This is a genomic window from Ramlibacter sp. WS9 (genome assembly GCF_003797765.1).
Classification (GTDB): Bacteria; Pseudomonadota; Gammaproteobacteria; order Burkholderiales; family Burkholderiaceae_C; genus Ramlibacter.
Genome location: NZ_RKMB01000102.1, coordinates 1 through 714, shown reverse-complemented (window position 1 = coordinate 714; position 714 = coordinate 1). Strand labels below are relative to the sequence as shown.

At 69.3% G+C, this 714-nt stretch carries 1 protein-coding gene; it reads left to right on the top strand.

Annotation, left to right across the window (positions count from 1 at the left end):
* Positions 1 to 438: acyl-CoA dehydrogenase domain-containing protein (locus tag EEB15_RS33130; protein ID WP_141514241.1), on the top strand; the 438-nt coding region annotated here is incomplete at its 5' end.
* Between the last annotated feature and the right edge of the window lie 276 nt (positions 439 to 714).

The window sequence follows — 714 nt, the reverse complement described above, 5'->3', positions numbered from 1 at the left end:
CCCAGCCGCTTCTTCGGCTGCGCGCTGAAGGTCCTGGTACTGCCGTTCGGCCGCCGGCACAAAGGGCCGAGCGACGAACTGGACGCCGAGATCGCGGAAATCCTCGGCCGTCCGGACGACGACCCGGCGTTGCAGGCGATCCTCGCTGGCGCGTTCCTGCCGAAGGACCCGCAGGACCCGGTCGGTGCCCTCGCCCACGCCTTCGACGCGGTACGCGAAAGCGCCGCGCTGGAGAAAACCCTGCACAAGGCGATCAAGGAAGGCAGGGTCCAGCCGCAAGCGGGGCAGAACCCGATCGATGCCGGCGCCGCCGCCGGCGTGCTGAGCGCCGAGCAGGCGCAGGCCCTGCACCAGGCCGAAGCGGCACGGCGCAAGGTGATCGACGTCGACGACTTCGCCAAGGAGGAACTGCAACTGGCCGACGGCAGGATCCGCTGACACTCCGCGGCAAAGCGACGGTCGCAACCGACAAAGGCGCCTTCCGGCGCCTTTGTCGTCTTCACCCACCCAAACCCGGGCGATTGGCTAGAATCGACGGGCACATCCCTGACGTACGGGAGGCCATCATGCTCAAGCTACTTGCCACCGGCCTGGCAGCCTCGTTTCTCCTCCTGCCCCCGGCGCAGGCCGCACCGCCTGCGCCCTATGGCGTGCAGCCGCACCAGCAGGCGGTGCAGCGCGCCGGCGAACAGCGCCAACGCCAGCTCCAGGAAC